At 70.9% G+C, this 26407-nt stretch carries 26 protein-coding genes; 14 read left to right on the forward strand and 12 right to left on the reverse strand.

Going from position 1 to position 26407, the window contains the following annotated elements; all coding sequences use genetic code 11:
- Nucleotides 1–109 precede the first annotated feature (109 nt).
- Both FGD71_RS40650 and FGD71_RS40655 read right to left on the reverse strand, forming a co-directional pair.
- The gene (locus FGD71_RS40650; RefSeq protein WP_119105594.1) at nucleotides 110–1486 is read right to left on the reverse strand and encodes a serine-threonine protein kinase; all 1377 of its coding nucleotides are present in this window, start codon (nucleotides 1484–1486) and stop codon (nucleotides 110–112) included.
- 203 nt (nucleotides 1487–1689) lie between these two features.
- Nucleotides 1690–2994 (reverse strand): exo-beta-N-acetylmuramidase NamZ family protein, encoded by a 1305-nt coding sequence (locus FGD71_RS40655; RefSeq protein WP_119105595.1) that lies wholly within the window; start codon nucleotides 2992–2994, stop codon nucleotides 1690–1692.
- A gap of 192 nt (nucleotides 2995–3186) precedes the next feature.
- Here FGD71_RS40655 and FGD71_RS40660 point away from each other — a divergent pair, with 192 nt between their 5' ends.
- From FGD71_RS40660 to FGD71_RS40670, 3 genes are read left to right on the forward strand one after another with little or no spacing between them, the layout of a single operon-like run.
- A complete protein-coding gene (locus FGD71_RS40660; protein ID WP_119105596.1) occupies nucleotides 3187–3954 on the forward strand; it encodes an SDR family oxidoreductase in 768 nt (255 codons plus the stop codon).
- Nucleotides 3951–5636, forward strand: a complete 1686-nt coding sequence (locus tag FGD71_RS40665) for a class I adenylate-forming enzyme family protein (protein WP_119105617.1) — start codon at nucleotides 3951–3953, stop codon at nucleotides 5634–5636. The genes FGD71_RS40660 and FGD71_RS40665 overlap by 4 nt, the downstream gene beginning before the upstream one ends.
- A 25-nt stretch (nucleotides 5637–5661) precedes the next feature.
- On the forward strand, nucleotides 5662–6255 hold the full coding sequence (locus FGD71_RS40670; protein WP_119105597.1) for a TetR/AcrR family transcriptional regulator: 594 nt from the start codon (nucleotides 5662–5664) through the stop codon (nucleotides 6253–6255).
- Between the two features lie 98 nt (nucleotides 6256–6353).
- On the opposite strand, the gene FGD71_RS40675 is transcribed toward FGD71_RS40670, so the two are convergent.
- From FGD71_RS40675 to FGD71_RS40695, 5 genes are all read right to left on the reverse strand, one after another.
- Entirely contained in the window at nucleotides 6354–7577 is a 1224-nt protein-coding gene (locus FGD71_RS40675; RefSeq protein WP_119105598.1) for an acyl-CoA dehydrogenase family protein, read from the reverse strand.
- 6 nt (nucleotides 7578–7583) lie between these two features.
- Complete coding sequence (locus tag FGD71_RS40680) at nucleotides 7584–8606, reverse strand: phosphotransferase family protein (RefSeq protein ID WP_119105599.1); 1023 nt, start codon at nucleotides 8604–8606, stop codon at nucleotides 7584–7586.
- Between the two features lie 123 nt (nucleotides 8607–8729).
- The gene (locus FGD71_RS40685; protein ID WP_119105600.1) at nucleotides 8730–9080 is read right to left on the reverse strand and encodes a DUF202 domain-containing protein; all 351 of its coding nucleotides are present in this window, start codon (nucleotides 9078–9080) and stop codon (nucleotides 8730–8732) included.
- Nucleotides 9077–9469: a YidH family protein gene (locus FGD71_RS40690; protein WP_119105601.1), complete on the reverse strand. Its 393-nt coding sequence runs from the start codon at nucleotides 9467–9469 to the stop codon at nucleotides 9077–9079. The genes FGD71_RS40685 and FGD71_RS40690 overlap by 4 nt, the downstream gene beginning before the upstream one ends.
- 45 nt (nucleotides 9470–9514) lie before the next feature.
- Nucleotides 9515–10027 (reverse strand): NUDIX hydrolase, encoded by a 513-nt coding sequence (locus FGD71_RS40695; protein WP_119105618.1) that lies wholly within the window; start codon nucleotides 10025–10027, stop codon nucleotides 9515–9517.
- 146 nt (nucleotides 10028–10173) lie between these two features.
- On the opposite strand from FGD71_RS40695, the gene FGD71_RS40700 reads away from it, so the two are divergent.
- From FGD71_RS40700 to FGD71_RS40725, 6 genes are all read left to right on the forward strand, one after another.
- The gene (locus tag FGD71_RS40700; protein WP_119105602.1) at nucleotides 10174–11829 is read left to right on the forward strand and encodes an FAD-binding dehydrogenase; all 1656 of its coding nucleotides are present in this window, start codon (nucleotides 10174–10176) and stop codon (nucleotides 11827–11829) included.
- Nucleotides 11830–11973: 144 nt separating this feature from the next.
- Nucleotides 11974–12927, forward strand: coding sequence for a hypothetical protein (locus tag FGD71_RS40705; RefSeq protein ID WP_119105603.1), 954 nt, complete (start codon nucleotides 11974–11976; stop codon nucleotides 12925–12927).
- Nucleotides 12928–12961: 34 nt separating this feature from the next.
- A complete protein-coding gene (locus FGD71_RS40710; RefSeq protein WP_119105604.1) occupies nucleotides 12962–14536 on the forward strand; it encodes an APC family permease in 1575 nt (524 codons plus the stop codon).
- Between the two features lie 198 nt (nucleotides 14537–14734).
- Nucleotides 14735–15115, forward strand: coding sequence for a hypothetical protein (locus FGD71_RS40715; protein WP_119105605.1), 381 nt, complete (start codon nucleotides 14735–14737; stop codon nucleotides 15113–15115).
- A gap of 166 nt (nucleotides 15116–15281) precedes the next feature.
- Nucleotides 15282–16037 (forward strand): molybdopterin-dependent oxidoreductase, encoded by a 756-nt coding sequence (locus tag FGD71_RS40720; RefSeq protein WP_119105606.1) that lies wholly within the window; start codon nucleotides 15282–15284, stop codon nucleotides 16035–16037.
- Nucleotides 16024–16671: a cytochrome b/b6 domain-containing protein gene (locus FGD71_RS40725; protein WP_119105607.1), complete on the forward strand. Its 648-nt coding sequence runs from the start codon at nucleotides 16024–16026 to the stop codon at nucleotides 16669–16671. The genes FGD71_RS40720 and FGD71_RS40725 overlap by 14 nt, the downstream gene beginning before the upstream one ends.
- A 411-nt stretch (nucleotides 16672–17082) precedes the next feature.
- Here the strand turns inward: FGD71_RS40725 and FGD71_RS40730 are convergent, their stop codons facing one another.
- The 4 genes from FGD71_RS40730 to FGD71_RS40745 form a co-directional block, all read right to left on the reverse strand.
- Entirely contained in the window at nucleotides 17083–18135 is a 1053-nt protein-coding gene (locus FGD71_RS40730; RefSeq protein WP_119105608.1) for an L-idonate 5-dehydrogenase, read from the reverse strand.
- Nucleotides 18136–18149: 14 nt separating this feature from the next.
- The gene (locus FGD71_RS40735; RefSeq protein WP_119105609.1) at nucleotides 18150–18914 is read right to left on the reverse strand and encodes a glucose 1-dehydrogenase; all 765 of its coding nucleotides are present in this window, start codon (nucleotides 18912–18914) and stop codon (nucleotides 18150–18152) included.
- 31 nt (nucleotides 18915–18945) lie between these two features.
- Nucleotides 18946–20343 carry a GntT/GntP/DsdX family permease gene (locus FGD71_RS40740; RefSeq protein ID WP_119105610.1) on the reverse strand — a complete coding sequence of 466 codons (1398 nt, stop codon included), beginning with the start codon at nucleotides 20341–20343 and terminating at the stop codon, nucleotides 18946–18948.
- A 65-nt stretch (nucleotides 20344–20408) separates the two neighbouring features.
- Nucleotides 20409–20942 (reverse strand): gluconokinase, encoded by a 534-nt coding sequence (locus FGD71_RS40745; RefSeq protein WP_119105611.1) that lies wholly within the window; start codon nucleotides 20940–20942, stop codon nucleotides 20409–20411.
- 163 nt (nucleotides 20943–21105) lie between these two features.
- Between FGD71_RS40745 and FGD71_RS40750 the strand changes: the two genes are divergently transcribed.
- Nucleotides 21106–21807 (forward strand): FadR/GntR family transcriptional regulator, encoded by a 702-nt coding sequence (locus FGD71_RS40750; protein WP_119105612.1) that lies wholly within the window; start codon nucleotides 21106–21108, stop codon nucleotides 21805–21807.
- Between the two features lie 14 nt (nucleotides 21808–21821).
- On the opposite strand, the gene FGD71_RS40755 is transcribed toward FGD71_RS40750, so the two are convergent.
- Nucleotides 21822–22244 carry a YchJ family protein gene (locus FGD71_RS40755; RefSeq protein ID WP_119105619.1) on the reverse strand — a complete coding sequence of 141 codons (423 nt, stop codon included), beginning with the start codon at nucleotides 22242–22244 and terminating at the stop codon, nucleotides 21822–21824.
- A gap of 373 nt (nucleotides 22245–22617) precedes the next feature.
- On the opposite strand from FGD71_RS40755, the gene FGD71_RS40760 reads away from it, so the two are divergent.
- From FGD71_RS40760 to FGD71_RS40775, 4 genes are all read left to right on the forward strand, one after another.
- Nucleotides 22618–24483 (forward strand): phage tail sheath family protein, encoded by a 1866-nt coding sequence (locus FGD71_RS40760; protein ID WP_119105613.1) that lies wholly within the window; start codon nucleotides 22618–22620, stop codon nucleotides 24481–24483.
- Between the two features lie 39 nt (nucleotides 24484–24522).
- The gene (locus tag FGD71_RS40765; RefSeq protein ID WP_119105614.1) at nucleotides 24523–25047 is read left to right on the forward strand and encodes a phage tail protein; all 525 of its coding nucleotides are present in this window, start codon (nucleotides 24523–24525) and stop codon (nucleotides 25045–25047) included.
- Nucleotides 25048–25119: 72 nt separating this feature from the next.
- Entirely contained in the window at nucleotides 25120–25860 is a 741-nt protein-coding gene (locus tag FGD71_RS40770; RefSeq protein WP_119105615.1) for a T4 family baseplate hub assembly chaperone, read from the forward strand.
- The coding region (locus tag FGD71_RS40775) for a hypothetical protein (protein WP_119105616.1) at nucleotides 25853–26407 on the forward strand (555 nt) is incomplete at its 3' end. The genes FGD71_RS40770 and FGD71_RS40775, both read left to right, overlap by 8 nt.

Below are 26407 nucleotides of genomic sequence, written 5' to 3' on the forward strand. Positions count from 1 at the left end.
ACGAGGCCGTTCAGGCCGATAGCGGGGGTCTGGGGGCGCAGCCCCCAGGTACGGGATGGGACGGGTAGGGGCGGCGGGGGCGAGGAACCCGGAGCCCCGCCGCCCCGCGTCACCGCACGCGCCCCGCCGCCAGCACCACCTGAGCCAACTCCCGGTGACAGATGTCGCTGTGGGCGCCGGACGGAGGTCCACCCCGCTTCACCACCGAGGCGGCGTCGATGTTCACGAACCCCGACGTGGGCAGCTTCGTGCGCAGGGCCTCGGCGAGTTTGAGTTTCTTCGTGCCGTCTACCGCTTGGATTCCGTTGTGGCCGAGTGCTCCCCACTTCGCGCTGAGGAGGCGGGGCAGTCCGACGCCGGCGGCCGAGGAGTCGTCGCCCGCCATGCGCGAGGCCAGCGGATAGAGCGTCCCGAGCGCGGAGTCGAAGCGCGAGAAACAGCACACCAAGGGGCCGTCGATGCGGCTCTGTTGCCCGTGCAGTGCCCCCTTGCCCCGCGTGTTGTGCGGCAGCCGCGTCGCGAACGCGTAGTGGGAGAAGGCCCCTTGGAGCAGGGTCACGGACTTGACGGTGCGTACGCCCTCGGGCAGCCCACGCAGCGCGAACGAGACGAGTCGGGCGCCGAAACTGTGCCCCGCGAGATGGACGCGCAGGTCGGGCGCCGTATGCGCGAGCTGTCCGAGCGTGCGTCCGAGTCCGCGCTCACCGACCGTGCCGGCGCGCCGCTTCATCGCGTAGTAGGTGGCCTGGCGCAGCAGTTCGTGCGCCCCGTCCCACAACCGGGGCAGCCTGAAGGCGGCCTCGGCCCCACCGGGCCCCGGCGCGGCCGGCGCGCCCTCGCCGTCGTGCGCGGTGTCGGCCAGCGCCCGCGCGAAGGCCCGGCACATCTCCGCCGTGTCCCCGGAGAGCATCTCCGGCTCGGACCGGGGTTTCCCCGCAGTCCCCGCCGTCCCCTCCGGCCCCTCCGTGAAGGTGTCCTCGGCGAACGCGGCCTGCGGCCCCTCAGCAGGCGCCTCGACGAGGAGCCGCACGAGCCGCCCGTACTCCGCCAACGAGGCGTCGTCGTCCGGCTGTTCGTCGAGCAACTCGCTGATCTGGTCGATCACGGTGGCCCGACCGGGAAAGACCTCCACCAGCGCGCGCCGTGTGCCCTTGTCCAGCCTGGGGCGGCCGGGCGCGGCCGGGATCACCGACCGCTCGAAGTCGGGGATCGGCTCGTCCGTGAACCGCATCGACGGCCACATCACCCCCACGTATCCGAGATGGGCCGTCGGCGCGAGTCCCGGGATGGGCTCGAAGAAGCGGCTGTAGAGCCGTGTCGCGATCGACCGGTCGTTGTTCCAGCCGTGCGCGAACACGAGCAGGTCGTGGACGCCCCGCTCCCGCGCCTGCTGGAGCAGCCGGTCGCGCTGCTTGCCGTTCACATCCCCGTCCGCGTCGAAAGTCAACTCCCAGTAAGGAGTCACGCCCACATCCGGTTCCGCCATGACGAGCCCCCTTCGGCCCCGTGTCCGGTGCGATGTGTCCGCATCGTCCCGCCGGGGGCGAAGGTTGGCCATACGCCACGTCAGGTCCGGCATGCCCGAACTGATGTCTCGGTGGAAGGGGGCGCATCAGCGGTGGCACGAGGGGCTCAGCGGTGGCAGAGGCGCTCGGTGGTGACAGAGGGGCTCAGCGGTGGCAGAGCGTCTCAGCCGTACAGGAGGTACTCCCGGCGTACGCGCCGGAACGCGGCCAGCTCGCCCTGCCACGCCGCCACGACCTCGTCGGCGCTCGCCCCCGCGTCGATCATCGTGCGTACCTGGGTGGAGCCGGTGAGCTTGTCGATCCAGTTGTCGGAGCGCCAGGCGAAGCCGCTCCACGCTTTCCTGGCGGTCACCAGGAGCGCGATCCCGGTGCGTACGGGGTCGTACGCCGTCCGGTCGTGGACGTGGACCTGTACGCCCCCGACGGTCTTGCCCTGGAACTTGGAGAAGGTGGGTGCGAAGTACGCCTCCCTGAAGTGCACGCCGGGCAGTCCGAGTCGATTGACCTCGGAGGCCCAGTGCCGGTCGATGCCCTCCGCGCCGAGCAGTTCGAACGGGCGGGTCGTACCGCGCCCCTCCGACAGGTTCGTGCCCTCGAAGAGACAGGTCCCCGCATACACGAGGGCGGTGTCGGGGGTCGGCATGTTGGGGCTCGGCGGCACCCACGGCAGCCCGGAGTCGTCGTAGAACTGTGTGCGCTTCCATCCGCTCATCAGGACCGTCTCGAGCGGCACCGGAGACGTCAGGAACTCACCGTTGAACAGCCGCGCGAGCTCCGCGACCGTCATGCCGTGCGCCTGTGAGATCGGTTGCCGTCCGATGAACGTCGCGAACTCCTTGTGCAGCACGGGCCCATGGGCCGCACGCCCGGTCACCGGGTTCGGCCGGTCGAGCACCACGAAGCGCTTGCCCGCGAGGGCGGCGGCCTCCATGCAGTCGTACAGCGTCCAGATGTACGTGTAGAAGCGCGCGCCCACGTCCTGGATGTCGAAGACGACGGTGTCGACGCCGGAGGCCGTGAAGATGTCGGCGAGGGGCCGGCCGCTCTTCAGGTACGTGTCGTAGACGGGCAGTCCGGTGGCGGGGTCGTCGTAGCGGCCTTCGGAGCCGCCCGCCTGGGCCGTCCCCCGGAAGCCGTGCTCGGGCCCGAACACCGCGATCAGGTTCACCCGGTCGTCGGCGTGCATCACGTCCACGATGTGGCGTACGTCCCTGGTGATGCCCGTCGGGTTGGTGACGATGCCGACCCGCTCGCCGTCGAGCGGCGCGTAGCCGCCCGCGGCCAGGCGCTCGAAGCCGGTACGCAGCCGGCGACCGCCGGCTGCGGCTGTGCCCGAACCCGCTGTCTGCGTGGCCGCGGTGGACGGGCCCGCCGAGAACGCGGCCGCGGCGGTGGCGGCGGCGAGTAATCCCCGTCTGGGCAGGGGGGTGCCCCCTGGTCGTGCGGGGCCGGGAGCGTGGGGGCGCATGGTGTACCTCCATGGTCGCGGAAGCTGGCATGGGCACGCTAGCGTGCGGATCGGCGCCGGGGAACGAAGCGGACAGAACCGGTCGGACACCCCTGTGGTGCAGGCAGCCGCCTCTTCCACAGTCACATACCGACCGGTTAGTCTGGCGCTGGAGCAGAGCCGATTCGCGTCGCGTCGCGTCGAAGGAGACCGATGGTGGAAGCCGTGCAGGATGCCGGAGTGGTCGTCACCGGAGCGGGAGGCGGTATCGGTGCCGCGCTGGCCCGCCGCTTCGCAGCCGAAGGGGCCCGCGTCGTCGTCAACGACCTGGACGCCGCGAAGGCGAAGGCCGTCGCCGACGAGATCGGCGGCATCGCGGTCCCGGGCGACGCCTCCGCGATCGTGACCGAGGCCCGGGACGCGCTCGGCGGCACGGTCGACGTCTACTGCGCCAACGCGGGCCTCGCCTCCGGTGGCACGGAGGCCGCCGACGAGAAGGTCTGGGCGCTGGCCTGGGACGTGAACGTGATGGCCCACGTCCGCGCGGCGCACGAGCTGCTCCCCGCCTGGCTGGAGCGCGGCAGCGGCCGCTTTGTCTCCACGGTCTCGGCGGCGGGCCTGCTCACGATGGTCGGCGCCGCCCCCTACAGCGTCACCAAGCACGGCGCGTACGCCTTCGCCGAGTGGCTCTCGCTCACGTACCGCCACCGCGGCATCAAGGTCCACGCGATCTGCCCCCAGGGCGTACGCACCGACATGCTGGCCGCCACGGGCAGCGCGGGCGACCTCGTGCTCCAGCCGACCGCGATCGAGCCCGAGGACGTCGCGGACGCGCTCTTCGAAGGCATCGAGGCGGACCGCTTCCTGATCCTGCCGCACCCCGAGGTCGCCGGCTATTACCAGGCGCGGGCCACCGACCCCGACCGCTGGCTGACGAACATGAACCACATCCAGCAGAAGTGGGAGGCGGACGGCCGGTGACGACCTCCCTGTACGCGGCGAAGCCATGGCTCGCCCGTCTCAACGACGCCCAGCGCGCACCCGTCAGCCCGGCGCCCTCGCTGGTCCACGCCCTGCGCACAGCCGTCGCCGCAACCCCGGATCACCCCTGCCTCGCCTACTTCGACGGACGGCTGAGCTACGCCGAGGTGGACGCGCTGAGCGACTCCCTGGCGGCGTACTTCGCGGCCCGTGGCGTGCAGGCCGGCGACCGGATCGCGATCCTGCTGCAGAACAGCCCGCACTTCGTGCTCGCCCTCCTCGGCGCCTGGAAGGCGGGCGCGATCGTCGTCCCCGTCAACCCGATGTACAAGACCGGCGAGGTCAGCCACGTCCTGCGGGACGCCGAGGTCACGGCGCTCGTCTGCGCGGACCGTGCCTGGGAGTCGTATCTGCGCGACACGGCCGCCGACTCGCCCGTACGCATCGTCCTCACCGCGTGCGAGCTGGACTTCCAGTCGCGCGACGACGCGCGCGTGCTGAGCTTCGAGCGGCTGCCGCAGGCCGCCGACGCGGACGACCTGGCGACCGTCGCCCGGCTGCGCCACGAGGCTCCCGCGGGCCGTGCCCCCGGGCCGTCCGACATCGCGCTCATCAGCTACACCTCGGGCACGAGCGGCACGCCCAAGGGAGCCACCAACACACACGGCAACATCATGTACAACGCCGAGCGGCAGCGGACGGGCCTCGGCCTGCCCGAGGCGCCCGTCTACTTCGCGATGGCGCCCCTGTTCCACATCACCGGGATGGTCTGCCAGCTCGGTGCCTGCCTCACCAGCGCCGGAACGCTCGTCCTCGCGTACCGCTTCGAGGCGGGCGTCGTCCTCGAAGCGTTCGCCGAACACCGGCCCGTCTACACGGTCGGCCCGTCGACCGCCTTCATGGCACTCGCAGCCCACCCGTCCTGTACGCGCGAGCACTTCGCCTCCTTCCAGATGATCTCCTCGGGCGGTGCGCCGCTGCCGCCCGCGCTGGTCGAGAAGTTCCGCGCGGGATTCGGGCCGTACATCCGAAACGGTTACGGCCTCACCGAGTGCAGCGCGCCGTGCGCCTCCGTACCGCCCGGCCAGGAGGCTCCCGTCGATCCGGTCTCCGGGACGCTGGCCGTCGGTGTGCCGGGCCCCGACACGGTCGTACGCATCGTCGACGACCAGGGCAAGGAGGTGCCGTTCGGGGAGCAGGGCGAGATCCTCGTGCGCGGACCGCAGGTCGTGCCCGGCTACTGGCGGCGCCCCGAGGCCACCGCGGAGACCTTCCCGGACGGCGAACTGCGCACCGGCGACATCGGCTTCATGGACGCGGACGGCTGGCTCTACGTCGTCGACCGCAAGAAGGACATGATCAACGCGTCCGGTTTCAAGGTGTGGCCGCGCGAGGTCGAGGACGTGCTCTACACCCACCCGGCGGTCCGCGAGGCGGCGGTCGTGGGCGTACCGGACAGCTACCGCGGCGAGACGGTCAAGGCGTACATCAGTCTGCGCCCCGGCAGTGACACGGACGGCGACGAACTCGCTACGTATTGCAGGGAGAAACTGGCAGCGTACAAGTCTCCGCGCGTAGTCGAGATCCTGCCTGACTTGCCGAAAACGGCCAGTGGGAAGATCCTCCGGCGGGAGTTGCGAACGCGCACGGACGGTGCGGGCAGCCCCGACAACGGTCGGTGACTTTCGGAAGGCAGGTGGCTGCAAAGTGGCCAGGATGACGGACGGGGACGGCACGCCCGTACCGAGGCGGCTGTTGGCGGCCGCCACCAGACTCTTCGCCGAGCAGGGGTACGACCGCACTTCGGTGCAGGAGATCGTCGAGGCGGCGGGCGTCACCAAAGGCGCGCTGTACCACTACTTCGGTTCGAAGGACGACCTGCTGCACGAGGTGTACGCGCGCGTGCTGCGCGTTCAGCAGGAACGTCTGGACGCCTTCGCGGGCGCGGACGCGCCCGTCGAGGAGCGGCTGCGAGCCGCCGCGGCGGACGTCGTCGTCACGACGATCGACAACCTCGACGACGCGGCGATCTTCTTCCGCTCCATGCACCACCTCAGCCCGGAGAAGAACAAGCAGGTACGCGCCGAACGCCGCCGCTACCACGAACGCTTCCGCGCCCTGATCGAGGAGGGCCAGGCAGCGGGCGTCTTCTCCAAGGCCACGCCCGCCGACCTGGTGGTGGACTACCACTTCGGTTCCGTCCACCATCTGTCGACGTGGTACCGCCCCGACGGTCCGCTGAACCCGCAGCAGGTGGCCGACCACCTCGCCGACCTGCTGCTGCGCGCTCTGCGGCCGTAGGTTGCGGGTGCGGCCGTAGGGCCGGCCGTCACATTCCTGTCCGCGGGGGTCGATGGGAATGTGACGACCGATCCTTGGCGCCGCGCGGCCCTGGCGGCCTAGAGGTACTGCTTGATCTCCCGGCGGGCCAGCGATCGCTGGTGCACCTCGTCCGGGCCGTCCGCGAGCTTCAACGTGCGGGCGCTCGCCCACAGTTCGGCCAGCGGGAAGTCCTGGCTGACGCCGCCCGCGCCGTGCAGCTGGACGGCCTTGTCGAGGATGTCGACGACCGTGCGCGGAGTCGCGATCTTGATCGCCTGGATCTCGGTGTGCGCCCCGCGATTGCCGACGGTGTCCATCATCCAGGCCGTCTTCAGGACGAGGAGCCGCACCTGCTCGACGGCGACCCGCGCGTCCGCGATCCAATTCTGCACCACACCCTGCTCGGCGAGCGGCTTGCCGAAGGCCGTGCGTGACACCGCCCGCCGGCACATCAGCTCGATGGCCCGCTCCGCCATGCCGATCAGCCGCATGCAGTGGTGGATACGGCCCGGCCCGAGCCGAGCCTGGGCGATGGCGAAGCCGCCGCCCTCCTCGCCGACGAGGTTCGCCACCGGCACGCGCGCGTGGTCGAAGACGACCTCGGCGTGCCCGCCGTGGGAGTGGTCCTCGTACCCGTAGACCTGCATCGCGCGGCGCACCTCGACGCCCGGGGTGTCGCGGGGCACGAGCACCATGGACTGCTGGCGGCGGATGTCGGCGCCGTCCGGATCCGTCTTGCCCATCACGATGAAGATCCTGCAATCCGGGTTCATCGCCCCGGAGATGTACCACTTGCGGCCGGTGATGACGTACTCGTCTGTGCCGTCGGAGGCTCGCTCGATGTGCGTGGTGATGTTCGTGGCGTCGGACGAGGCCACCTCGGGTTCCGTCATCGCGAACGCCGAGCGGATCTCACCCGCCAGCAGCGGCTCCAGCCACTGCTTCTTCTGCTGCTCGTCGCCGAACTGGGCCAGCACCTCCATGTTCCCGGTGTCCGGCGCCGCGCAGTTCAGCGCCGTGGGGGCCAAGTGCGGGGAACGGCCGGTGATTTCGGCGAGCGGCGCGTACTGGAGGTTCGTCAGCCCCGCGCCGTACTCGGCGTCCGGCAGGAAGAGGTTCCACAGACCCTGCCGTTTGGCCTCGGCCTTCAACTCCCCGACCACGGCGGGCGTGTCCCACGGCGAGGCGAGCCGGGCGCGCTGCTCCTCGGCGACGGCTTCCGCGGGATAGACGTGCTCGTCCATGAAGGCCAGAAGCCTCGCCCGCAGTTCTTCGGTACGTGCGTCGAAAGCGAAGTCCATGTCCGGTCAGCCTTCCTGGAGAGTGGTCAGGCCGTGCCCGATGAACACGGGCACCAGCTCGCCGATGCGGTCGAAGCCCGCGCCGACCGTCTGGCCGAGCGTGTAGCGGTAGTGGATGCCCTCGAGGATCACGGCGAGCTTGAACCAGGCGAACGCCGTGTACCAGGCGACGGCGGACACGTCGCGCCCCGAGCGCGCGGCGTACCGCTCGACGATCTCGGCCGGTGCGGGATGCCCGGCGGCCGAGGCGGTCGTGGAAACGGGGGAGTCGGGCACCTCCAGCGGCATGCTGTACATCACCAGCAGCCCCAGGTCGGTGAGCGGATCACCGAGCGTGGACATCTCCCAGTCGAGGATCGCCGTGATCCGCCCGCCCTCGCCGATCAGTACGTTGTCGAGCCGGTAGTCACCGTGCACGACCGTGGCCGTGGGGGAGTGCGGCAGCTCGCGCCCGAGCGCGGCGCTGAGTTCGTCGATCCCGGGCAGCTCCCGGTTGCGGGAGGCGTCCAACTGCTTTCCCCAGCGCCGCAGTTGCCGGTCCAGGAAACCCTCAGGCCGGCCGAAGTCCGCGAGCCCCACCTCGGCGGGGTCCACCGCGTGCAGTTCGACCAGCGTGTCGACGAGGCTCAGCACCGCGTCGCGGGTGCGCTCCGCACCGAGCGGGGCGAGCTGTTGGGCGGTCCGGTACGGCGTGCCCTCCACGAAGTCCATGACGTAGAACGGCGCGCCCAGCACCTCCTCGTCCTCACACAGCAGCACCGGCCGCGGCACCGGCACGGCGGTCGGGTGCAGCGCGCTGATCACCCGGTGCTCTCGCCTCATGTCGTGCGCGGTGGCCAGCACATGGCCCAGCGGAGGCCGTCGTACGACCCATCGCGCACTGCCGTCCGTCACGGCGTACGTGAGGTTCGACCGTCCGCCCTCGATCAGCCGGCCGGTCAGCGGGCCGTTGACCAGTCCAGGGCGCTCGGTGTCGAGCAGCCCGCGCAACCGGTCGAGATCGAGACCTGGCGGGTGGTCTGAGCTCATCGTGTTCCTCCGTACGCCGGGTAAGGGGCCCTACTTATGATGCCGACCGGTCGGTATGCCGTCCAGTGCGGGGACGAAACGTGATCCGCGTCTCGACCGACATTAGATCTCTTCCGGATCACTTCAGGAGACGAGCGCCGCCGCGCAGGCGGCCAGGGCCACCGTGCACAGCGCCGCGGCCGTCGCGTGCCTCGGAGTGAGGGCCGCCGGGCGGCCGCCCTCGGCCGTCGCCAGCGTGCGGATGCGGTGATGGGCGACGGCGAGGAAGCCCAGCCAGAGGGCGCAGCACACGGCGCTCAGGACGACCCGTGCGGCCGTCGGCCCGCCCTGGAGGGTCGTCTTCGCGGCGAGCACGGCGACGACGGTGCTCGCGAGGGTCGTACGCCGCCATGCCAGCCGGGTGCGCTCCGGCTGCAGGCCGGGGTCTCGTGCGGCGGGCTGTTGGTGGGGGTCCGGTGCGGCGGGCACGGTCATCCTTCCCAGCCAGCGAGAACGATCACGACCATCGCGACGGCGACGATCGCCACCACGACGCCCAGCAGCGCGGGGAAGCGGGAGACCGGCAGGTCCTCGCCGCGGCGCATCGCGCGCTCACAGCGCACCCAGTGGTTCACCGCGCGCAACGAGCACAGCACCCCGGCCGCCAGCAGTGCGAGCGCGAGCCCGACCCGCCATCCCCATCGCAGGTCAGGCAGGAACTGATCCACGGCGAAGCCTCCGCCGATCAGTGCCAGCGCGGTGCGCAGCCAGGCCAGAAACGTGCGCTCATTGGCGAGCGAGAACCGGTAGTCCGGCGTGCCGCCGTCCTCCCTGACCCGCTCGGGCGCGAACCACACTCGGACGTTCCGCACCAATTCGATCACATGCGCGACCTTACCGACCGCGGAAGGAAAACCGAACCGGTCTCATCACGCCGCCCGGTACTCCCGCAGACGCTCGTACGCCGCCAGCCCGTCCGGCACCCACGGCCACTCGCCGAGCCGCCGCCGGACCTCGTCCTCCGGCAGGAAGCCGTGCCAGGCGACTTCTTCCGCCTGGGGACGCACCGGAACCTCGCAGCGCACCTCGTACACGGCCGACCACCAGGTCTGCCCAGCCCCGTCGTCGTACAGGAACTTGAAGAGACGTACCGGCCGCGGCAGGCCGGCAACGCCCAGTTCCTCCTCGGCCTCGCGCAGCGCGGCGTCGTCGTACGTCTCGCCCGCCCCGACGACCCCGCCGACGAACATGTCGTACAGGGACGGGAAGATCAGCTTGGTCGGCGTGCGGCGGTGGACGAACACGCGCCCCGAGGCATCCCGGGCCTCGATGAACACGCTGCGATGCCGCAACCCGCGGGCATACACCTCACCGCGCGGGGCCTGTCCGACCACCCGGTCGTTCTCGTCGACGACGTCGAGGATCTCCTCGGCGGGGCTCATGCCGCTGTCCTGGGAACTCATGCCTTCTCCTGGGAACTCATGGCGTCATCCAAACAGGGAGGGATGCGCCGTATCCAGGCAGTTGACTCGGTCACTCCGTTGCCCAAAGATCTGACTGACCAGTAACAATGCCGGGAGGGCCTGCTATGGCGTACGACGCTGACGTGATCGTGATCGGGGCGGGCCTCGCCGGGCTCGCGGCGACCGCGGAGCTCGTCGACGCGGGGCGCAAGGTGATCCTCCTCGACCAGGAGCCGGAGCAGTCGATCGGCGGCCAGGCGCACTGGTCCTTCGGCGGACTGTTCTTCGTGAACTCCCCCGAGCAGCGCCGTATGCGGATCAGGGACAGTCACGCGCTGGCCCTCCAGGACTGGATGGGCACCGCCGCCTTCGACCGCCCCGAGGACCACTGGCCGCGCAAGTGGGCCGAGGCGTACGTGGACTTCGCGGCCGGTGAGAAGCGGTCCTGGCTGCACGGCCAGGGGGTGCGGTTCTTCCCGGTGGTGGGCTGGGCCGAGCGCGGCGGCTACGACGCGAACGGGCACGGCAACTCCGTGCCGCGCTTCCACATCACCTGGGGGACCGGCCCCGGACTGGTCGCGCCCTTCGAGCGGCGGGTGCGCGCCGGGGTCGCGCGTGGCCTCGTCCAGCTCAGGTTCCGGCACCGGGTGACCGGTCTGTCGCGCAGTGCGGGCACGGTGGACACGGTCACCGGCGAGATCCTGGAGCCCTCGGACATCCAGCGCGGCCAGGCGAGCGGCCGCACGGTCACCGGGGCCTTCGAGTTCCGGGCGCAGGCGGTGATCGTCACCTCGGGCGGTATCGGCGGCAACCACGATCTCGTACGCGCCAACTGGCCGGAGCGGCTGGGCAGTCCGCCGGAGCGGATGATCTCCGGCGTACCCGCGCACGTCGACGGCAAGATGCTCGCCATCGCCGAGGGCGCGGGCGCGCACCTCATCAACCGCGACCGCATGTGGCACTACACCGAGGGCATCCAGAACTGGAATCCCATCTGGGACAACCACGGCATCCGTATCCTGCCGGGCCCGTCCTCGCTGTGGCTCGACGCCCGCGGCAACCGGCTGCCGGTCCCGCTCTTCCCGGGATTCGACACGCTCGGCACGCTGGAGCACATCATGAAGACCGGGTACGACTACACGTGGTTCGTGCTCGACCAGAAGATCATCGGCAAGGAGTTCGCGCTCTCGGGCTCGGAGCAGAACCCCGATCTCACCGGGAAGTCCGTCAGGGACGTCTTCGTGCGAGCGCGCGCGGACGTGCCCGGTCCGGTCAAGGCGTTCATGGACCACGGCGTCGACTTCGTCGTGGAGAAGGACCTGAGCGCTCTGGTCCGCGGCATGAACGCGCTCACCAAGGAGCCGCTCATCGAGGAGGCCGCCCTGCGCCGCGAGGTCACCGCCCGCGACCGGGAGATCGTGAACCCCTTCACCAAGGACCTCCAGGTGATGGCCCTCCGGGGTGCCCGCAAGTTCCTCGGGGACAAGCTGGTCCGTACGGCCGCCCCGCACCGCATCCTCGACCCCAAGGCCGGCCCGCTGATCGCCGTACGCCTCAACATCCTCACCCGCAAGACCCTCGGCGGCCTGGAGACCGACCTCTCCTCCCGCGTACTGACCGAGGGCGGAGACCCGCTGACCGGCGTGTACGCGGCCGGCGAGGCAGCCGGTTTCGGCGGGGGCGGCGTCCACGGCTACCGCTCCCTCGAGGGCACCTTCCTCGGCGGCTGCCTGTTCTCGGGCCGTACGGCGGGCCGCGCGGCGGCGAGGGCGGTGAGCTGAGCGCCCGGGCCAGCACCGACGGTCCGACTTCTGGCCTGTTCACATGGGTAGGCCGCTGTTCCGCTTGACGTGGAGCGTTGGTTAGAGATTGTCTTTGCGCGATCACTTGCTGACAGAACCGCTGTCCTGTGAGGAAGTCCCGCGGTGCCCCCACCCCCACCTCCACCGCCCCTGGGCCGTGGCCGCAAGCGTGCGGCCCAGACCTTCGACGCCGCGCTCGACGACGCCGAACTCATCGGCGCCCGCGCCGCGTTGGCGCAGGGACGGTGGACCGCCGTACGTGCGCTGCTCGCCGAGACCGGTGACGACTGGGACCGTCGCGGGCATCGCGTCACCGTGCTCGCGCAGGAACCGAACACCCACGCCTGGGCCCGTGACTGGCTGCTCGCCGAACCGGAGTCCGCCGACGCCAATGTTCTGCTCGCCCTGGCCACCGTGCAACGCGCCCTGAACGGCAAGTCGAAGCCGGACCGGGCGCGCGCGGCCTGCGGCGCCGCGGCCGCGCTCGTGCCCGCCGACCCCACGCCCTGGCTCGGTCTGCTGATGCTGGAGCGATTCGTCGGCGCCGAGGAGGACGTGGTCAAGCTCTTCGACGAGGTGCGGCACCGGTATCCCGATCACCACCACGCCCACCATCTGATGACGGCCCGGCTCGCCGAGCGCCGGCCGGACGCGGGCCGGGACCCGCTGCACGAGGTCTACGACTTCGCCGCCTGGTCGGCCGAACACGCGCCCGCCGACTCGCCGCTGGCGATCCTGCCCGTCGTCGCGCACGCCGAGCGCTACCGCGTCCTGGCCGCCGCCGGCGGTGCCACCGATCCCGTGGCCTGCGGGCACTGGGTCGGCCGCCGGGCCCGCCAGGTGATGAAGGCGGCCTTCGACTGGTGGCTGGAGTGGGAGCGCGACGACCACCCGCGCAGCCACATCGACCTCAACTTCCTCGCCCACGCGAAGTTCTGCGAGGGCCGGGGTGCCGAAGCGGCCGCCCTGTTCCACCGCATCGGACCGCACGCCACCCCGGCGCCGTGGTCGTACCCGGACCGCGACCCGTACAAGGCCTTCCGCGCCGCACGCGACAGCGCGCTCGGCACGGCATGAACGACCATCCGAAATCCGAAAGGACAACCCCGCGATGACGACGGGCAGTTCCCGCACCTCGAGCGCATCGAGCGCCTCGGGCACGAGCAGACCGGCGGCCGACGGTGCCGGCATCAGCACCTTCAAGGGGCAGGATCGCGCGCTGCGCGCCGACCGGCTCGGTACGGGGGGCCTGCTGCTCTCCGTCCTCGCGGCGACCGCCCCGCTCATGGTGGTCGCTGGTGTCATGCCCACAACATTCGCGGTGATGGGTGTCGTCGGCCAGCCGCTGCTCTTCGTCATCCTCGGGGTGGTGCTGGTCCTCTTCAGCGTCGGGTACGCCGAGATGAGCCGCCATGTCCACAACGCGGGCGCCTTCTACGCCTATGTCGCGCGCGGCCTCGGCGGCACCGCGGGCGCGGGCGCCGCGCTGGTCGCGCTCGTCGCCTACAACGCGCTCCAGGTCGGCATCTACGGCATCTTCGGCTTCGAGGTGTCCGGACTGTTCGCCACCTATCTCGAGGTCGAAGTCGCCTGGTGGATACCCGCGTTGGCGGCGGCACTCGTCGTCGGCGCGCTCGGCTGGCTGAAGATCGATGTCAACGCGCGCGTCCTCGGCGTCCTGCTGCTCATCGAGGTGGCGCTCGTCGTCATTTTCGACCTCGCGGCCGTCGCCGACCCCGCCAAGGAGGGCCTGTCGCTGCACGCCTTCAACCTGGACACCCTCACCGGGGCGGGACTCGGCACCGCGCTGTGCTTCTGCGTCGCCGGATTCCTCGGTTTCGAACAGGCCCCCGTGTACGCCGAGGAGACCAGCCGTCCGCACATCCTGGTTCCGCGCGTGATGTTCCTGGCGGTCGGATTCGTCGCCGTCTTCTTCGCGATCAGCTCCTGGGCGCTGACCGTCGCCACCGGCCCCTCCGGGATCGTGGCCGCCTCGCAGAAGCAGAGCGCCGGACTGCTGTTCTCCCTCACCGAGTCGCGGCTCGGCGGGACGTTCACGGACGTCCTCCACGTCCTGTTCGTCACCGGCATGTTCGCGGCGATGCTCAGCTTCCACAACGTCGTCGCCCGGTATGCCTTCGCGATGGGCCGCGAAGGGCTGCTGCCCGCCGCGTTCGGCCGGACGACAGGCACGAGCGGCGCCCCCGGCACGGGCTCGCTCCTGCAGAGCGCCGTCGCGGTGGTGGTCGTGGCCGCCTTCGCACTGGCCGACGACAAGCCGGCCGGAGACCCGACCGCGCCCGTGCTGCACCTGTTCACGTGGTTGGGCAACATCGGAGCGCTCGGTGTCATCCTGCTCATGGCGGCGGCCTCGCTCTCGGTCGTCGTCTTCTTCGCCCGCCGGGGCTCCGCCCGTGCGCAGGCGTGGCGGCTGGCCGCCTCCGCGATCGCGGGCGTCGCGCTCCTCGTCATCGCGGGCTACACGGTCAAGGACTTCGACGTCCTCGTGGGCTCGGGCCCCGGGTCGGCGCTCAGCTGGGTGCTGCCGGGCATCATCGCGCTGGCCGCCGTCCTGGGCCTGCTCCACGGCCTGTTCCTGCGCTCCCGCAAGCCCGAGGCCCACGCCCGCATCGGGCTCGGCAACGAGGCGTTCCAGCTGGACAAGGCGGCGGAATCCGTCTCCTGAGGCCGGTGTCCTGTCTCAACGAAGTTGGTCGTTCGCATGCCTCTGACCTGCATGGATTGGATTGGGTGAGACACGTGGACCCGGTCCAGTGATGCTGGGGATCCCGCATGTGACACATGCCACCCGAGGTCGCGACATACGGGAGTGCGCGGAGATTCGTGTGCCTGGTGAAAGTCCACACGACAGAAGGAGAGAACAGTGCGCAACCGTCCTTTCCGACGGCTGTCCGCTGCCCTGGTCGCGGCCGCCGCGCTGGTGACTGTGGGGGCGGCTTCTCCGGCCACGGCTGCGCCGCAGCAGGCGTCCGCGGACTACTGGCGGTTCTGCTGGATGGCTCCGGCCGGATCGTTGAAGGTCACGTTCGCTGACGGGGATACCTCCTGCCTCAGCGGTCAAGGCTTCGTCGGGTTTGACCCGAACGACCCGGCCTGGACCGTCGCCAAGATCGAGACGAACAACAACTGGGGCAGGGCCGTTCACCCCGGCACGGTCGACCCGCCGATGACTGGCTTCGACCGCAACCAGACGCTGTCCATCAACTCGCGACTCAACGGGATCTATTTGAACACCGCTCCCTGACCCCGGAGCCAGATCTCGCGAGGTGCCCGTACGTGCCCTGCGCACGTGCGGGCACTGAGACGGAACAGCCGGTCGGAAGTGACGACGGAACACCAGTGATTACGGAACCCTGACGAGCACCCTTGAGCCCCTGGCCATCCAGGGCCAAGGGTGCTCGAATCGGGGGGTGAACTCGCAACAACCGACGCCATCGGAACCGGAACGGGAGCGGGAGCCCGAGGAGGGCGGCTCCCCCGTAGGGCGGCGGCTCCTGCTCGGCATGCTCGGGCTCGGGGCGCTCGGCGTGGCCGCCGCGCCCACGCTCCAGCGTGGCCTGGAGTCCTTCCTCGGCGGCGCCGCCGACAAGGACCCCACCGGTCTGACCGGCCTTCTTCCCAACGGGGGCGGCTTCCGCTACTACTCGGTCACCTCGTCCGTCCCGCACAAGAACGCCGACGACTACCGCCTCACGATCGACGGGCTCGTCGACCACCCCACCACGTACACACTCTCCGATCTGCGTGCCCTGCCGCAGACCCGGCTGGTCCGCGATGTCCAGTGCGTCACGGGCTGGCGGGTGCCGCACACGCCCTTCGAGGGGGTGCGGCTGTCCCGGTTGCTGGATGCCGCGGGGGTGCGTTCCTCGGCCGGAGCGGTGCGTTTCAAGTGCTTCGACGGCACGTACACGGAGAGCCTGACGCTCTCTCAAGCCCGCCGCGCGGACGTGCTCGTCGCGCTCCGTATGCAGGACAAGGACCTGTCCCACTCCCACGGAGGCCCCGTCCGCCTCTACGTCGCCCCCATGTACTTCTACAAGTCGGCGAAGTGGCTGTCCGGCATCACCGTCACGTCGGACGTCCGCCCCGGCTACTGGGAGGACCGCGGCTACGACGTGGACGCGTGGGTGGGCCGCTCGAACGGACGTGACGATGAGGCCACATGAGACGACGGCGGAGCCGTCGAAGACCGGGGAGCGCGTGAGCTCCTCTCGGGTACGCCGCTTCACCCGCGCCGAGCGCTGGGTGCACCGGGTGACGGCCCTCCTGATGGGGCTGTGCGTACTGACCGCGGCCTGCCTCTACGTCCCCCAGCTGGCGGAACTCGTCGGCCGACGCGCCCTGGTGGTCACGTTGCACGAGTGGTCGGGCCTGCTCCTGCCGCTTCCGGTGCTGCTGGGTCTTGGCTCTCGCGCGTTCCGGGCGGACCTGGGCCGGCTGAACCGCTTCGGCCCGCACGACCGGGTCTGGCTGCGCTCGGCCCTGCGCCGCGACGCCCGGCCGGCCTCGCGGCCGGCCGGGAAGTTCAACGCGGGGCAGAAGACGTACGCGGCCTGGATCGCCGGAGCGACGCTGGTGATGCTGGGGACGGGGCTGGTGATGTGGTTCACCCACCTCACCCCGCTCGTCTGGCGCACCAGCGCGACGTTCGTCCACGACTGGCTCGCCCTGACGATCGGCATCGTCCTCGCCGGCCACATCGGCATGGCCCTGTCCGACCCGGAGTCCCGCCGCGGCCTCCGCACCGGCGCGGTGAGCCGGGAGTGGGCGGAGCGCGAGCATCCCCTGTGGCGCCCGTGAGCCCGCCTGCGGTGGGTGGTTGGGTCGGGGTCGTGTGCCGGTGCGTCCGCCCGTCGCCGCGGGTTTCCTGAGACAAGCCCTACGCGACGGCCGATGACGCACCGGCACACGCCCCCTCCCGCCGGTGGCCAACCGCGGGAGCGTGGGGGTGCGCCCCTTCAGGGGCGCGGGGAACTGCGCGACCAGCCACAACTGGCCCGCGGTGAAGTACGAAACCCACCCACCCCCTAACCTCTCCCGCGCATGGGCGACTGCGGGTGGGGCGTGCCCCCTTAGGGGCGCGGGGAACTGCGCGACCAGCCACAACCGACCCGCAGCCGACAGACGAACCCCGGGGGCTGGGGGCGGAGCCCCTGTTTCGGGAAGGGGTGGGGTTGGGGAAGGAAACCAACCCGCTCGTCCACGGAGTGGCTAGTTTTCGAAGTCCAGCAACACCTTGCAGGAACTGCCCCGATCCGCCGCCAGAGCAAACGCCCGCTCCGCCTCCCGGAGGGACACCGTCGAGCTCACCAGGCCGTCGAAGCGATCCTCCCGCGCGAGCAGCGCAAGCGCGTCGTCGAACTCCGAGTCGAAGCGAAACGCCCCGCGAAGATCGATCTCCCGGCTGACCACAAGGTTCCCGGCGAAGGGACTCCGGCCGGGCGGTAGCATCCCGAGCTGGACGACGACACCGCCGCGCCGTACGAGGCGAAGGCAGGTGTCCAGCCCGGCGGCGACCCCGGACGCCTCGATCGCGGTGTCCACCTCCGCGGGCCACCCCTGAGCGGCAGGCTCATCGGCGCGTACGACGGTGTCGGCGCCCGCCGCCTCCGCGTACTCCAGCGCACGCGGCACCAGATCCGTGACCGTCACGTGCGCGGCACCCGCCGCCTTCGCCGCCGCGACGACGAGACAGCCGATGGGCCCCGCGCCGGTGACGAGAACATGCTGGCCGGCCACATCACCGGCCCGCCGCACCGCGTGTAGCGCGACGGACAACGGCTCGGCCAGCGCGGCCCGGTGCAGCGAAAGCCCTGCCGGCAGCGCCCGCACCTGCTCGACGGGCACGACGACCCGGCCCGCGAACCCGCCCTGCACATGCGGTGTACGCGCCGCGCTGCCGAGGTAGCGGGTGTCCCGGCACACGTTCCGCCGCCCCGACACACACTCCGGACACACGCCGCAGGGCGTCGCCGGATGCACCGCGACGTCCGTACCGGGCGCGGGAAGGTTCAGCGCCCCGGCCGGCGCGGAAGCGTCACCCCCGTCGCCGTACGACACGACCGTCCCCACCACCTCGTGCCCCAGCACCATCGGCTCCCGCAGACGGAAGTCACCGACGCCGCCGTGTCGCCAGTAGTGCAGATCGGAGCCGCAGACGCCGCCGTACCGCACGGCGACGAGCGCCTCACCGGGGCCGGGCGAAGGGACGGGGAGTTCGTCGACCCGCAGGTCTCCCTGGCCGTGGATCACGCAACCGAGCATCGCGAAGGTTCCTTTCACAGAACGCTGGTCATGCCGCCGTCGACGTACAGGATCTGCCCGCTCACGAAGTCGGCGGCGGGCGAGGCGAGGAAGAGCACCCCGCCGACCAGGTCCTCCGTACGCCCCCAGCGCCCGGCGGGCGTACGCCGCCGCACCCACGCGCTGAACTCCGGGTCGTCCACGAGGGGCCCGGTCAGCTCGGTCTCGATGTAACCGGGACCGAGCCCGTTGACCTGCACGCCGTGCGGCCCCCAGTCCGCGCACATGCCCTTGGTGAGCATCTTCAGCGCGCCCTTGGTGGCGGCGTACGGCGCGATCCCGGGCCGTACGACCTCGCTCTGCAACGAGCAGATGTTGACGATCTTGCCGTGACCGCGGTCCGTCATCCGCCGGGCGGCTTCCCGGCCCACCAGGAACGCGCTCGTCAGATTGGTGTTCAGGATGCGGTGCCAGTCGGCGTCCGCGAACTCCAGCAGGGGAGCGCGCAGTTGCATCCCCGCGTTGTTGACGAGGATGTCGAGCGGGCCCACGCGCTCCTCGACCTCCGCGATGCCGGCCGCCACTGACGGGCCGTCGGTGACGTCGAAGGCCGCGGTGTGGACGGTGCCGGTGCCTTCGATTTCCGCCGCCGCCTTCGCGAGCCGCGAGGTGTCCCGCCCGTTGAGTACCACCGTGCAGCCGGCCTCCGCGAGGCCCCGGGCCAGCGCGAGCCCGATGCCCCGGCTGGAGCCGGTGACCAGCGCCGTACGGCCGCTGATGTCGAACAGAGGGTGACTCATGGCCGTACCTCCTCCCTGTTTCCCTGTATCCCTAGATGACGAGTGACAGCAGCAGGACCACGGCTCCGGCGACCACCGAGATGATGGTCTCCATCACCGACCATGTCTTGATCGTCTGACCGACGCCGAGGCCGAAGTACTCCTTGACCAGCCAGAAGCCGGCGTCGTTGACATGGCTGAAGAACAGCGAGCCCGCGCCGATCGCCAGCACCAGCAGGGCCGTGTGGGTGGTCGACATGTCAGCGGCGAGCGGGGCGACGAGACCGGCCGCCGAGATGGTGGCGACGGTCGCGGAACCGGTCGCGAGCCGGATCGCCACGGCGATCAGCCAGGCGAGGAGCAGGGCGGGTATGGACCAGTCCTGGGATATCTCGAGGATCATCTCGCCCACACCGCAGTCGATCAGCGTCTGCTTGAAGCCGCCGCCCGCGCCGACGATCAGCAGGATGCCCGCGATCGGGGCGAGCGACGTCTCGACGGTCGAGGCGATCCGTCCCTGGGTGAACCCGGCTGCCCGGCCCAGCGTGAAGATGCCGACGAGGACCGCCGCGAGCAGCGCGATCAGCGGCGAGCCGATCACGTCGAAGACCCTCTGCACCATGTTCTTGGGGTCGTCCACGACGATGTCCACCAGCGCCTTGGCCAGCATCAGCACGACCGGCAGCAGCACGGTGGCGAGGGTGGCGCCGAAGCCGGGGCGACGCTCCAGGTCGTCGGAGGCGCGCTGGGGGAGCATTTTCTCGGGCGCGGGCACATCCACCCAGCGGGCCGCGTACTTCGAGAAGAGCGGGCCCGCGATGATCACGGTCGGGATGGCGACGAGCACGCCGAGGGCCAGCGTCACACCGAGGTCCGCCTCGACCGCGTCGATCGCGACCAGCGGGCCGGGGTGGGGCGGGATCAGACCGTGCATCACGGACAGACCCGCGAGCGCCGGGATGCCGATCCGCATCAGCGAGTAGTTGCCGCGCTTGGCCACCATCAGGACGACCGGGATCAGCAGCACGATGCCGACCTCGAAGAACAGCGGCAGCCCGATCACCGAGGCGATCAGCACCATCGCCCAGGGCATCGCGCGCCCTGACGCCCTGGCGAGGATCGTGTCGACGATCTGGTCGGCGCCACCGGAGTCCGCGAGCAGCTTGCCGAGGATGGCGCCGAGTGCGATCAGGACGCCCACGCCGGCGACCGTGTCACCAAGGCCGTTGCTGAAGCTGGTGATGGCCGCGTCGAGCGGCGCCCCGGCGATCGCGCCGAGCGCCAGCGACCCGATGGTCAGCGCGAGGAAGGCGTGCAACTTGAACTGGGTGATGAGCAGGACGATGACGGCGATGCCTGCCACGACGGCGATGCCCAACTGCGCATGTCCCGCCGAGGTGATCGGCTCGACGGGGTCCGCTGCCAGCATCTCGACGCTGAGTCCGGTCACGGTGTTTGGTCCTTGGGGTGTGGTCTGTGGGGGGAGTCAAGGGAGTGCGGGGATGCCAGGGGGAGTTACTGGCCGAGGCCGTGCAGCGCGGAGAGGGCTCGTTCGGCGATCTCCTCCGGACTGCCGGAGACGTCCACGGCGACACCCGCCTCGTCCGCCTGGAGCGGCTGGAGGGTGGCGAACTGGGAGTCCAGCAGGGCCGTCGGCATGAAGTGCCCCTGACGGTGCGTCATCCGGGCCTCGATGAGCTTCCGGTCACCGGTGAGTTGGACGAACACGAGGCCGGGAGCGGAGGCCCGCAGCCGGTCGCGGTAACTCCGCTTCAGTGCCGAGCAGCTGACCACGCCGCCGAGTCCGGCCCGTCCGTGCGCCCACTCGCCGATGGCGTCCAGCCACGGCCGGCGGTCCTCGTCCGTCAGTGGCGTCCCGGCCGACATCTTGGCGATGTTGGCCTCGGGGTGGAAGCCGTCGCCCTCGGCGTACGGCACGCCGAGCCGGTCGGCGAGCAGGGGCCCGACGGTGGTCTTGCCCGTGCCCGCCACCCCCATGATCACGACGACATGGGGAGTGCGCGGTTCGTGGGTGCGCGGTGAATTCATCGTGTCTCGCTGTCTTCTTCGACATCGGCCGGCCGACGTCGGGGTACGTCGGGTGCCGCATCCGTTCACGACACTGAAACTCATTAGGTCATACGAGTTCAAGAGGTCGACCCTAAAAAGTCTGACTTTTTATCGGGCGCGTTCGCCTCGTAGGCTGAGCCTCATGAGCACACCGGGCCGGGGGCTGCACGGCCATGTACTGGAGAGCCTCGGGCCCGCGATCACCGCCGGTGAGTACCCGCCGGGCAGTGTGCTGCGCACCGATGAACTGGCGCAGCGCTTCGAAGTGTCGCGCTCGGTGATGCGCGAGGCCGTCCGGGTCCTGGAGTCGATGCACCTGGTGGAGTCCCGCCGCCGGGTGGGCGTGACCGTGCGCCCCACCAGCGAGTGGAACGTCTACGACCCCCAGGTCATCCGGTGGCGCCTCGCGGGTGCCGACCGCCCGCGCCAGCTGCGCTCGCTCACCGTGCTGCGCTCCGCCGTCGAGCCGGTCGCCGCGGGCCTCGCCGCCCAGCACGCCACGGCCGACCAGTGCGCCGAACTCACCCAGTGCGCCCTGAACATGGTCGCCACCTCACGCGGCAACCAGCTGCGGGCGTACCTCGTGCACGACATCGCCTTCCACCGGATCATCCTCAACGCGTCCGGCAACGAGATGTTCGCCCGCCTCGGCGACGTGGTCGCCGAGGTCCTGGCCGGCCGTACCCACCACCAGGTCATGTTCGAGGACCCCGACCCGGACGCCGTCACCCTGCACGTCCAGGTCGCCGAGGCCGTACGCGGAGGCGACGCGTCCCGCGCCGAGGAGCTGACCCGCGAGATCACGGTGGGCGCACTCCAGGAGCTCGACATCCTCGCGCCCTGACCGGGGCGCCGTCGTTACTCGGGGAAGTCCCCGTCCACGTACACCCACGCCCCGTCGACCCGCTCGAACCGGCTCCGCTCATGCAGCAAGCCCCCGGCGTACGAGGCCCGGAAGGTCACCGTCCCGGTGCTGTGGAAGGCCGAGCCCTCGGCCGTGGCGAGAATCTCCAGGCCGGTCCAGCGCACCCTCGGATCGAACTCGACGCGCGCCGGCCGGGTCCGTGGATGCCAGGTTCGCAACAGATACGCCTCGTCGCGCTTCACGAACGCGGCATACCGCGACCGCATCAGCGCCTCGGCGGTCGGCGCCGCGCCCTCACCCCCATGAAACCGGCCACAGCAGGTTACGTAGGTGTCCTGCCGACCGCAGGGGCAGAAAACGGACGGTGCGGGGCAGGTCGGCCCCTGTCGCGCGGGGCGCTTGGTGCGTCGGGACATGGTCCCCATTCTGCGGCATCGCCTCCTGTGCTGGTGCCGTGGATCATCCGCCGCGACACGAGTGCACGACGTGCGAGTGGCGTGGAATTCCCTTCACCGAACCTCCCCCCGTGGTGGCCTGAAGAGGTCTTGTTTCGGCCTTTCCGCACCCCGCAGGGTTTGTTGCAGCACTCACGCATCAGGAGTCACAAGCACATCGCTTGACCTGGACGGCCAACCGCCCGGGGCGCTGACGGGGGAACTTGATGAGGTGCGCCCGTCCCGTCGCGTGTCATACGCGCGGGACGATCTGGCGCGCGCTGTACCGCACCCTCTTCCTCTGCCGTCTCTTGGTGCCTTTCACCCGGTGCCCGAGAACGGATTAGGAGGGGGAATGCCGATGACCGCGGTGAGCACTGCCAAGCCGACGTATCCCGGCGTCTACGTCGAAGAGCTTCCCAGCAGCGCCCGCACCATCTCGACCGTCACCACCTCGGTGACCGCCTTCGTGGGGCACACCCGGCGCGGTCCGCTGAACGAGCCGGTGCGCGTCACCAGCTTCACCGAGTTCGAGCGCCGCTTCGGCGGCCTGAGCTCGCAGAGCGCCGTCGGCTACGCGGTCCACCAGTTCTTCGGCAACGGCGGCACCGTCGCCGTGATCGTCCGCGTCGCCAAGGCGGGCAGCGGCCAGGCCGCCTGCGTCACCCTGGAGTCCACCGAGGGCCACAGCGAAAGCCCGGTCCTCGAAGTGCACGCCAAGGAGCCGGGCGTGTGGGGCAACGGCCTGCGCGTCGCCGTCGACTACGACGCGCCCTGCACCGAAGAAACCTTCAACCTGCGTGTGTACGACGCCAAGGGCGACGCCCGCGAGAGCTTCACCGGTCTGTCCATGGACGCCGCGCACGGCCACTACGCGCCGACCGTGGTCAACGCGGGCTCCCGGCTGATCCGCGTCGAGGCCGTCGGCGAGGGCCGCCCCGACCCGTCCGGCACCGTCTCCAAGCCGTTCGGGCAGGAACTGCCCGACCTGGCCGTCGACCTGACCGTCAAGATCGGCGAGGTCGAGCGCGAGTTCACGCTCTACGACCCCGACACGGACGGCGAGGCCCCGAGCGGCGTCACCGAACTGGCCCTGCTCCTGGAGCGCAAGCTGCGGGCGCTGCCCGACGCGCCCGGCAAGCACGCCTTCGCGGGCGCCGAGGTCACCGCCTTCGGCCGGCGCCTCCAGGTGGTGGCGGGCTCCACCGACCCCGAGGACGTCGTCCGGTTCGTCGGCGAGTGCGCCAACGACCTGGGCCTGGAGGCCTCCGTCAACGCGCCCGTCTTCCCGCTGGAGGGCGGGGAGGACGGCGAGGCGCCGGGACCCCGCGACCTCATCGGCAGCGAGGCCGACAAGACCGGCATCCAGTCGCTGCGCGGTGTCGCGGACGTCAACCTGCTCGTCCTGCCGGAGCTCGCGGCGTACGAGTCGACCGAGGACATGATCACGGTCGTCTCGGCGGCGCAGCGGCTGTGCCAGGAGCGGCGGATCTTCCTCCTCGTCGACGCCCCCGGCAACTGGGTCAGCGTGGACACGGCCCGAGCCGGACTCGCGGCCTTCGACGCCGTGCGCGGCAACCACGCGGGCCTGTACTTCCCGCACATCCAGCTCACCGACCCGCTCACCGGCCGGCTGCGCTCCTTCCCGCCGTCCGGCGCGGTCGCGGGCGTCTTCGCGCGCACCGACTCCGAGCGCGGCGTGTGGAAGGCACCGGCCGGCACCGAAGCACGGCTCGCGGGCGTGCGCTCCCTCACGGTCAACCTCACCGACCGCGAGACCGGGCTGCTCAACCCGCTCGGCGTCAACTGCCTGCGCACCTTCCCGATGGTCGGCCCGCTGGTGTGGGGCGCGCGCACCCTGGAGGGCTCCGACGCGCTCGACGGCGAGTGGAAGTACGTCCCGGTGCGGCGGCTCGCGCTGCACGTGGAGGACAGCCTGCAGCGCGGCCTGCAGTGGGCCGTGTTCGAGCCCAACGACGAGAACCTCTGGCAGCAGATCCGGCTCAATGCCTCCGCGTATCTGCACAACCTCTTCCGTCAGGGCGCCTTCAAGGGCGGGACGCCGCGCGAGGCGTACTTCGTCAAGTGCGACCACGACACCACGACGGACGAGGACATCGCGAACGGCGTCGTGAACGTCCTGGTCGGCATCGCGCCGGTCAGGCCCGCCGAGTTCGTGATCGTCAGGATCCAGCAGACGTCCGGGCAGTTCGAGCTCTAGGCAATCCGGCTCCAGGGAATGGAATCTTGAGGAAATTCGATGGCTGAGTTCACTGTCAACGCGCAGCGTTTCGACCCGTACAAGAACTTCAAGTTCCTCGTCCTGTGGGACGGCCGTACGGTCGCGGGCATCAGCAAGATCAGTCCGCTGAAGCGGACCACCGAGGTCGTCAAGCACCGGCACGGCGGCGACCCCAGCTCCCCGCGCAAGTCGCCCGGGCGTTCCGAGTTCGAGGGCATCACGCTGGAGCGCGGGGTCACGCACGACCCCGAGTTCGACCGCTGGGCCAACAAGGTCTGGCAGGTCGGCGCGGGCCTCGGCTCCGAGGTGTCCCTCGCCGACTTCCGCAAGGACATCGTGATCCAGGTCCTCAACGAGGCCGGTCAGGTGGCCGTCTCGCACAAGCTCTACCGGACCTGGCCGAGCGAGTACCAGGTCCTCGGCGAGATGGACGCCAACGCCAACGCGGTGGCGATCCAGTCGCTGAAGCTCGAGTGCGAGGGCTGGGAGCGGGACTACGAGGTGCCCGAGCCGGAGGAGCCCTCGTTCCTCAACCCCGCCTGAACGATGGCGTGTTGAACGAAAGCGGGGCTGCTGCCGCAGCGGCGGCGGATCGGGTACGAAACGGGGGCGGGCATGGCGATCACTCGGGCGGCTGAACTCCTCGCCACCTGGGAAGCGGGGCTTGCCCAGGCCCCCTGGGGGCGCGCCCAGTTGCTGCACCGTGCCGCACGTCCGGACACCGGCGGCGAGGCGCTGTCCTCGCTGCCGGTGGGCGAGCGAGAGGCGGATCTCTTCGCGCTGCGCCTGGCGCTGTTCGGCGAGCGGATGCAGGTGCGCCTTGCCTGCGGCGCGTGCGGCGAGGACATGGAATTCGACCTGGACGCCCGGGAGTTCGCCCGGTCGCCGGCCGCTCCCGCCGAACCGCGGGTTCGGGTCGTCGAGGGCGGCTGGGAGGTCGAGTTCCGGGTGCCGAGCGTCGCCGACCTGACGGCTGCGGCCCGGCAGCCGGACGCCCGGCGGGCCCTGCTCGCACGGTGCGTCGTCTCGGCGGTGCGCGACGGGGAGACCGTCGCCGCCGACGTACTCTCCGACGCCCTGCCCGAGGCGGTGCAGCGCCGGCTCGCCGAGGCGGCGCAGGCAGCCGACCCGGGCGCCGACGTGACGCTCAACGTCAACTGCCCCGAGTGCGCGGCGGCCACCCGCGCCGAACTCGACATCGCCTCCTACCTGTGGACCGAACTGGACGCCTGGGCACGGGACACGCTCCTCGACGTCCACCTGCTCGCCACCGCGTACGGCTGGAGCGAACCGGAGATCCTGGCGCTCAGTCCGCTGCGGCGCCGCTACTACCTGGAGCTGTGTGCGGATGTCTGACTCCTGGGGAGGGCGCTTTGTCGAGGACCCGTCGTCCCGGGCCCCCGACTTCTTCGACCGGCTGCTCGCCCGGCACACGCCGGCCGCCGCACCACGCTCCGGTGTGGTGCGGGTACGGCCGCGACTCGCCGGTCCTTTCGAGCGCGTCGAAGCCATACGGTCCGGGCAGCCCGAGCCGGACGCGACGGAGCCACTGTGGCCCTCCTCCGCTCCGTCACCGGCGCCGGACGGCGACCTGGCGCGCCCGGCCGTTCCCGAGGTCAGGTTCCGCACGGAGCACGAGCGGACCGTCGTACGGACCGAGTGGGCGCCGTCCGGGGAAACCGAGCCGCGGCCTGCCGCGCGGGCCGTGCCCGACGCACCGCTGCTCCGCCCCGCGGTACCGGTGACCCCGACCCCTCGGCCGGTACCCGACAGCACGCGGCGGACGGCAGCTCGTGGCGACGCGGAGCGTCCCTCCGACCGGAGCGCGACGCCCGTACCCGCCCCCCTGGGTGCGGACGCCGCTTCCCGCGCCGCCGTGTCCGCCGCGCTGCGTCCCAGCGCC

It is taken from the genome of Streptomyces sporangiiformans, from assembly GCF_005768555.2.
Lineage (GTDB): Bacteria > Actinomycetota > Actinomycetes > Streptomycetales > Streptomycetaceae > Streptomyces > Streptomyces sporangiiformans.